The organism is Arthrobacter sp. CAL618, from assembly GCF_000468215.1.
Taxonomy (GTDB): Bacteria; Actinomycetota; Actinomycetes; order Actinomycetales; family Micrococcaceae; genus Arthrobacter_D.
On the sequence record NZ_ASZW01000287.1, the window covers coordinates 26,312 to 33,930 of the forward strand.

The following is a 7,619-nucleotide window of genomic DNA, read 5'->3' on the forward strand; positions in this document are numbered from 1 at the left end:
ACCGACGTTGGGATGGGGGTGGCCCAGTCTCAGAGGCCGCCCAACGTCGGCCCCCGTATTTGGGGCCTAGTAGGCCTGACGCGGTTTGGGCTTTGGCTGTCCCTGACCGGTGGTTGTCAACTTACTTTATACGCTATTTCCCAGCGGAGTGGAACTTCTGCTGAGCGCTGACAAGGCCCTCCACGATGAGAGATTCCACCGCGTCGGCCGCATCTTCCAGAAGGAACGCGAGGTCCTTTTTCTCGACCGAGCTGAAGTCCCTGAGCACGTGGTCAGCCGCATCCTGCCGGCCTGGCGGGCGACCCACTCCGACCCTGACCCGAAGGTAATCCTTGGTTCCGAGTGCCTTGGAAATGTCGCGAAGCCCGTTGTGTCCGCCTTCACCGCCACCGGTCTTCAGCTTGACCGTGCTGAAGTCGATGTCAATCTCGTCATGCACCGCGATAACGCGCTCGGCGGGAATGTCGTAGAACCGACACAGCGCGTTCACCGGGCCACCTGTCAGGTTCATAAAGGTCAGCGGCTTGGCGAGCACCAACCGCGGCCCACCCAGACCTAGCCGCCCCTCAAGCACGGCGGCATGAGCTTTGTGGCTTTTGAACTTTCCGCCCAACCGGGCGCCCAGGACATCGAGAACCATCTGTCCCACATTGTGCCGGTTATGCCTGTAGTCGGGACCGGGGTTGCCGAGCCCGACTACAAGCCAGGAGTCAGTCGCCATGAACGCGCCGGAGAAGTGGCTACTCGCCTTCTTCTGACTTCTCGCCGGAGGCAGCTACAACGTCGCCTTCTGCGACTGTCTCTTCGTCATCTTCGCCGAGGTCCTGGACGGTCGGCTCGCTGATGTTGACGATCAGGGTGTCGTCTTCGATCAGCAGGGTGACGCCCTTCGGCAGTTCGATGTCTGAGGCGTGGATGTGCTCGCCGACGGTGCGTCCCTCGACGTTGACGGTCAGCGAATCCGGCAAATGGGTTGCTTCTGCTTCAACCTCAACCGAGGTGTGCTCAAGGTTCATGACGGCACCCGGTGCCAGTTCCCCTTCGACGTGGATATAGACGTCAACAGTGACCTTCTCGCCGCTACGAACGGTCAGGAGGTCAAGGTGCTCGACGATGCGCTTCAGCGGGTTGCGGACCACGTATTTGGCGAGGGCGAGGTGCTTTTCCCCTTCGACGTCGAGGGTAAGCAGGGCGTTGGAGGTCCGCAGTGCCAGCGTGGTGGCCTTGGAGGGCAGCAGAACGTGGATGGGATCGGCGCCGTGGCCGTAGATGACCGCGGGGATTTTGTCCTCGCGGCGTGCGCGGCGTGCTGCACCCTTGCCGAATTCGGTGCGTACTTCTGCGGGGAGCGTGAGGTCAGACATTGAGTCTCCTGTGTTGACGAGTAGTGGATCGTTGCTGGGCAAACGATCGGCATCTGTCTAGAAACAGTCAACACGCTTAGTGTTGGACTCTCGTCACTAGCCACCGTCGATCACGGAACAATTCCCGGAGGTACCGGGATGCTCCCTCGCCTAGGCATCGCGTTCAATCCTACAGCACCCTGAGCGTCCGGAAGGACACCGCCGAAGCCCGGAAGCCGGCGTCGTCATCTGGTGTTCCTCATGATCCTCTAATGTGTGACACATACCGTTGAAATCGAGGACGCCCGGCGGGTTTCCCGACGAAACCCGGACAGGCCGTACGAAGGATCAGCATGCGAATATCTGTTATCGGTTGTGGGTACCTTGGCGCAGTTCACGCGGCCTGCATGGCGAAGTTGGGACACGAAGTCGTCGCAATCGATGTGGACGAGCGGAAGATCAGCGAACTCCAGGCTGGCCGGTCCCACTTTTTCGAGCCCGGCCTGCCGGAGCTTCTTCACGAAGTCCTCCAAACCGGCCGGCTAAAATTCAGCTCAAACATCGCGGATGCCCGGGGTTCGCAGGTGCATTTCCTCTGCGTAGGGACACCGCAGCGGAAGGGCGAATACGCCGCCGACCTGAAATACGTGGACGCTGCGTTCTCCTCGCTCGTTGATGCGCTTGAGGCCGGAAACCTGGTGGTCGGGAAGTCAACGGTTCCAGTGGGCACTGCTGCGCGGCTCGCCGATGACCTGTTGGAGGGGTTTCCCGAAGCCACCCTGGCGTGGAACCCTGAGTTCCTGCGGGAGGGCTTCGCCGTCAAGGACACCCTTAGCCCCGACCGACTGGTGTACGGAGTGCCGTCCGGCGAGGACGGGCATCGGGCCACCGAGCTGCTTGATGAGGTGTATGCGGGACCGATGGGGCTGGGCACCAGGAGGCTGGTTGTCGACTATGCCACCGCTGAACTGGTCAAGTCGGCGGCGAACTCGTTCTTGGCAACCAAGATTTCTTTCATCAATGCGATGGCGGAAGTATGCGACGCGGCGGGAGCGGATGTCACCCTCCTGGCGGACGCTATCGGGATGGACGACAGGATTGGCCGCAAGTTCCTCAACGCGGGCATCGGTTTTGGCGGGGGCTGTCTTCCCAAGGACATTCGTGCGTTCATGGCACGAGCGGGCGAGCTCGGCGCTGATCAGGCCCTGACCTTCCTTCGGGAGGTGGATGACATCAACCTCCGACGTCGGATCAGGGTCGTCGAGCTGACCCGCCAGTTGGTGGGCGGATCGCTCCTCGGGAAACGGATCACTGTGTTGGGGGTAGCGTTCAAGCCCAATAGCGACGACGTCAGGGACTCCCCCGCACTCAGCATCGCTGCCCAACTCCAGCTTCAGGGCGCTGACGTGACAGTTACCGATCCGGAGGCTCTGAGTAATGCGAAGGGTCGTTTCCCGGAGCTAACCTACGAGCCCGATTTCAATGCGGCAGTCACCAAAGCCAACGCCCTGCTGGTCCTGACTGAATGGGATCAGTACCGCTCGCTGAGTCCGGCGGACCTGGCCTCGCAGGTAACGAGCAAAAACATTCTTGACGGACGTAACGTTCTGGATCCAGTCCAGTGGCGGGCCGCTGGGTGGACCTACCAGGGTATCGGGCGGCCGTAACGGCCATCCCGATACCCCAATCAGTCGACTCTAGGCGTTGCCGTCAAAGAGGCTGGTGACGGATCCGTCGTCGAACACTTCACGGATTGCCCGCGCGATCAGCGGCGCAATTGAGAGCACGGTGAGCTGCGGGAACCGCTTTTCGGATGGGATGGGCAGGGTGTTGGTCACCACTACCTCGCGGGCGCCGGACTCGGAAAGACGGCGNGGGCCGCCGGGTCCGAGAACACGGCGTGGGTCGCGGCAATGATGACATCCTTGGCGCCCGCGTTCTTCAGAACCTGGACCGCCCCGGAAATGGTCCCGCCAGTATCGATCATGTCGTCGATCAGCACACAAGTCCGTCCCTCGACCTGACCCACTACCTGCTTGGAGACGGCCTGGTTGGGAACCGTGAGGTCGCGGCTTTTGTGCACGAAAGCCAGCGGTGACCCGCCCAACCGCTCGGCCCACTGCTCGGCTACCCTGACCCGGCCGGTGTCGGGGGACACCACGGTGACGTTGTCGGCGTCGACCCGGGTGCGGATGTAGTCAGCGAGCAACGGAATGGCCATCAGGTGGTCTACGGGACCGTCGAAGAAGCCCTGGATCTGCGAGGTGTGCAGGTCAACGGACATGAGCCGGTTGGCGCCGGCCGTCTTGTACAGGTCGGCGACGAGNGAGCCGCGCGGAGATCGGTTCGCGGCCGCGTCCCTTCTTGTCTTGCCGGGCGTAGGGGTAGAACGGGGAGACAACAGTGATCCGTTTGGCCGATGCACGCTTCAGCGAATCGATCATGATGAGCTGCTCCATCAGCCAGTTATTCAGGGGCGCCGGGTGTGCCTGGATAACGAACACGTCGGTGCCGCGCACGCTCTCGCCGGATCGAACGTAGATCTCGCCGTTCGCGAAATCGTAGGCGGAGATGGGCAGCAGCTCGGTGCCAAGTGCTGCAGCAATTTCCTCCGCAAGTTCCGGGTGGGCCCGGCCAGAGGCCAGGACCAGTTTCTTCTCGCCGCGTGCGGTGATCTCACTCATGAACGGTCGCTTTCGTCAGTGCTGGTGATGCTGCTGGTGGATTCACCGGTGGCAAGTTTTTCGGGAGCGGCCGCTTGGGCCGCGTTTGCGGCTGAGCTGCCGGGGCGTTTGGCCTGCACCCAGCCCTCGACGGTGCGCTGGGGTGCGACGTTGACGGCAAGTGCGCCCGGCGGAACCTCGTTGCGCACAATGGCGCCGGCGCCAGTGTAGGCGCCGTCGCCGATTGTCACCGGGGCGACGAAGACGGTGTTCGAACCGGTGCGGACATTGCTGCCGATGGTGGTGCGGTGCTTGTTGACGCCGTCGTAGTTGGCGGTGATGTTGCCGCAGCCGATGTTTGTGTCCTCACCAATCTCGGTGTCCCCCGCGTACCCGAGGTGTGACAGCTTCGATCCGCGACCGATGATGACGTTCTTCGTCTCGTAGAAGGCCCCGATCTTGCCGTCCTCACCGAGGACCGTTCCGGGTCGCAGGTAGGTGAACGGGCCAACGGTGGCGCGGGCGCTGATAGCGGCACCGGATCCATGGGTCCGAAGCACTGTCGCCCCTTCCCCCACCACCACATCGGTGAGGGTAGTGTCAGGGCCGACGACGGCGTCGCGCGCAATCTCGCAGGCGCCGTGAAGCTGGGTGCCAGGCAGGATAGTGACGTCCTCTGCCAGCTGCACCGAGGTATCGATCCAGGTGGTGGCGGGGTCGATGATTGACACACCGGAGTGCATCCATCGGGTCAGGGTGCGGCGGTTGAGCTCGGCGCCGAGGGCTGCCAGCTGCACGCGGTCGTTGGCTCCCTCTACCTGCCAAGGATCGTCGGAGACGACGGCGGCGACCCTGCCGCCCCGGTCTGAAGCGATGCCTAGGACATCGGTCAGGTACATTTCGCCCTGGGAATTCCCTGCGGTGACTGAGGTGAGGGCGCTGCGCAGAATTGCCGCGTCAAACGCGTAGATGCCCGAGTTGATCTCGTTGATGGACCGCTGGGCGTCGGTGGCATCCTTGTGCTCGACGATGCCGGTGACAGTGCCGTCGGCGGCCCGCAGAATCCGCCCATAGCCGGTAGCGTCCTCAAGAACGGCGGTCAGCACGGTCACCGCGTTGTCCTTGGTCGAGTGGGATTCAACCAGCTGAGCGAGAGTGTCGGCTGTCAGCAGCGGCACGTCTCCGTAGGTGACAACTATGGTTCCCTCAAGGGGCGCCCCGGCGGCCCGGTCAAGTGCGTCAAGCGCTACCTGAACTGCTCGACCGGTGCCTGGCACATCGTCCTGGTCGACGATGACCGCTCCCGGGTCGAGGCTGGCAATGTGGCTGGCGACGAGGTCTCGTTCGTGCCGGACCACGACAGCCATTGCCTCGGGGACCACTCCCCTGGCCGCGGCCATGGCATGCCCCACCATCGATCGCCCGCCCAGAGTGTGAAGGATCTTCGGTGTACGGGATTTCATCCGGGTACCCGCGCCCGCGGCGAGCACGATGACAGCGGCCGGGCGAAGTGCTCCTGCCTCTGAGTCTGATACCTGGGGATGCGTGTTTGAGGTCTGCGGACCCATTGAGGAGACACTCCTGCCTGTAGTTTCTCTGTCAACCGGAAAAGTACAGGCTCACACCGGCAATACTACCCGCGGCACTACCGCCCGACAGTTCCGCCCATAGGATTCGAACCTATACTCCACAGCTCCAAAGGCTGGGGTGCTGCCATTACACCAGGGCGGACTGCGCTGAAGGAACTGACTAATTTCCGTCCCGAAGCGCGGTTATCCAGTTTGCCACGAGTCGGGGGCATCCTGCGACTTGGTAGCCCCCATCCGGTCAGTCCGTGGCGAAGTGGGCAGAGTCACCTCGCCGGGTTTCCTCGGTTGCGGGCCATCCCTTCCAGCATGGAACCTGCACATGGGCCCTAACACAGTATTTCCCTCCCACCAGGAAGTGAACTGCAGCGGACTCGTGCACCTTGATGCGCTGCATCTCTCGTTGCAGCGGGTGCCCAGGGGGCGGTCCGGTGTTGGTTATGTGGGCCCGAAAAAGAGTTGAAAAAGTTTTTTTGGTGGCCCTGAATCGGCCCCTATTTTGTCAGTAGGCGATGATGGAATAAAGGTATGAAAGGCAGCGACGCTTCTGCTCCCGGATCGGGATTCTCCCCCGAATCCGGCCCCGGTTCTGGCCCGGATTCTGGCCCCGGTTCCGTCTTCGAGAGCGGGTCCGTGAACACTGCTTCGGGGAATGCGGGTGGGTACGGTCCGGGCGGTCCGCTGGGCGGGGAAGCGACCTGGACCGCTCCGACCGCTCCGACCGCTCCGACCGCTCCGACCGCTCCGACCGCTCCGACGAATCCGACCGGTCCGGGGGCTCCGTTGCCGTTGTCTGGCCAGGTGTCGGTCGCGGCGATGGTGACGTTGAACGCTCAGCAGACCGTGAACCTACTCAAAACGCTCGCAGTGTTGCGGTCCTGGGTCGACGCGCAGGAAGCCAAAGCGGCCACCCATCTTCATGACCTGATCGCCGAGGAACACCCCTGGGTCGAAGACCTGGACCGTATTCATGCCCTGGCCAGCGCGGAGATCAGCGCCGCACTGCGCATCCCGGAACGGACCGCAGAGTTCCTCCTGGAGACCAGTGAACTACTGACCCGTGAGTATCCGGCCACGCTACGCGCCCTGGAGGACGGCAAGCTCTCCCAACGCCACGCCACCGCCGTGGTACAGGAAGCCACCAGCATCCCCAACACCGTCCCAGCGGTGAGGGCCGCGTTCGAAGCCCACCTCATCGGCCTGGCGTGTCAGACCACGGTCGCGAAGTTCACCCGCCAAGCCCAACGGCTACGCGAAGCCCTACACCCCGAATCAATCACCCTCCGGCGCCAAAAAGCCCTCCAGGACCGGCGCGTGTATCTGGACCCGGCGCAGGACGGGATGGCCTGGCTCCAAGCCTTCCTACCCTCCGAACAGGCCGCCGGGATCTTCCACCGCGTCGACACCGCAGCCCGGGCCTTGCAGGGCCCGGACGAGGCCAGGACTCTCACCCAACTCAGGGCCGATGTTCTGGTGGATGTCCTCACCAGTGCCGGACCCACCGGATACCTGAGTGGCCCGGCCAGAGGGACCAGCGGGCTCGAAGATTCCGTGCCCGCAGATTCCGTGCCCGCAGATTCCGCGCCCAGGAGCGATCATGAACCCGGCAGCGGCGGCAGCGGCGGCAACGGTCATAACGCGTCGACCGGGTCCAACGGGTCCAACAGTGGCGACGGGTCCAACAGTGGCGACGGGTCGGGTCAGTCGGGGGAGGCGAGCACGTATTGGGGTGTGCAGGCGAAGGTGTTCGTCACGGTCCCGGTGATGACTCTCCTCGGCGGGGATGCCCCGGGTGAACTGGAAGGGTACGGTCCGATTGATCCTGAGACGGCACGGAAGCTCGCCGGGCACGCACCATCGTTCACCAGGATCCTCACCCACCCCTTTACCGGGGCCAGGTTAGGCGCTGATGCGACCACGTACCGGGTCCCGCAGGACCTGAAGGATGCGGTCCGGGTCCGGGACGGGACGTGTCGGCATCCGGGATGTAACCGGTTGGCGGTGTTCTGCGAACTCGACCACACCAC

Annotated in this window: 5 protein-coding genes, 1 tRNA gene and 1 pseudogene; 2 read left to right on the forward strand and 5 right to left on the reverse strand. The window is 63.3% G+C overall.

The features are described from left to right. Window positions 1–133 precede the first annotated feature (133 nt). Both pth and K728_RS0117835 read right to left on the reverse strand, forming a co-directional pair. A complete protein-coding gene (gene pth / locus K728_RS0117830) occupies window positions 134–721 on the reverse strand; it encodes an aminoacyl-tRNA hydrolase (protein WP_024477530.1) in 588 nt (195 codons plus the stop codon). Between the two features lie 19 nt (window positions 722–740). Then, window positions 741–1,364, reverse strand: coding sequence for a 50S ribosomal protein L25/general stress protein Ctc (locus K728_RS0117835; protein ID WP_024477531.1), 624 nt, complete (start codon window positions 1,362–1,364; stop codon window positions 741–743). Window positions 1,365–1,696: 332 nt separating this feature from the next. Between K728_RS0117835 and K728_RS0117840 the strand changes: the two genes are divergently transcribed. Continuing rightward, the gene (locus K728_RS0117840) at window positions 1,697–3,010 is read left to right on the forward strand and encodes a UDP-glucose dehydrogenase family protein (RefSeq protein ID WP_024477532.1); all 1,314 of its coding nucleotides are present in this window, start codon (window positions 1,697–1,699) and stop codon (window positions 3,008–3,010) included. A 30-nt stretch (window positions 3,011–3,040) separates the two neighbouring features. On the opposite strand, the pseudogene K728_RS19935 reads toward K728_RS0117840, so the two are convergent. The 3 genes and pseudogenes from K728_RS19935 to K728_RS0117855 form a co-directional block, all read right to left on the reverse strand. Next, window positions 3,041–4,027 (reverse strand): annotated as a pseudogene (locus tag K728_RS19935) (ribose-phosphate diphosphokinase). After that, window positions 4,024–5,574, reverse strand: a complete 1,551-nt coding sequence (glmU, locus tag K728_RS0117850) for a bifunctional UDP-N-acetylglucosamine diphosphorylase/glucosamine-1-phosphate N-acetyltransferase GlmU (protein ID WP_024477533.1) — start codon at window positions 5,572–5,574, stop codon at window positions 4,024–4,026. Before glmU ends, K728_RS19935 begins: the two are co-directional and overlap by 4 nt. A 91-nt stretch (window positions 5,575–5,665) precedes the next feature. Beyond that, window positions 5,666–5,737, reverse strand: a tRNA-Gln gene (locus K728_RS0117855). Between the two features lie 488 nt (window positions 5,738–6,225). Between K728_RS0117855 and K728_RS22425 the strand changes: the two genes are divergently transcribed. Next, window positions 6,226–7,619 (forward strand): DUF222 domain-containing protein (locus K728_RS22425; RefSeq protein WP_272944201.1); only part of this gene is annotated, 1,394 nt, incomplete at its 3' end.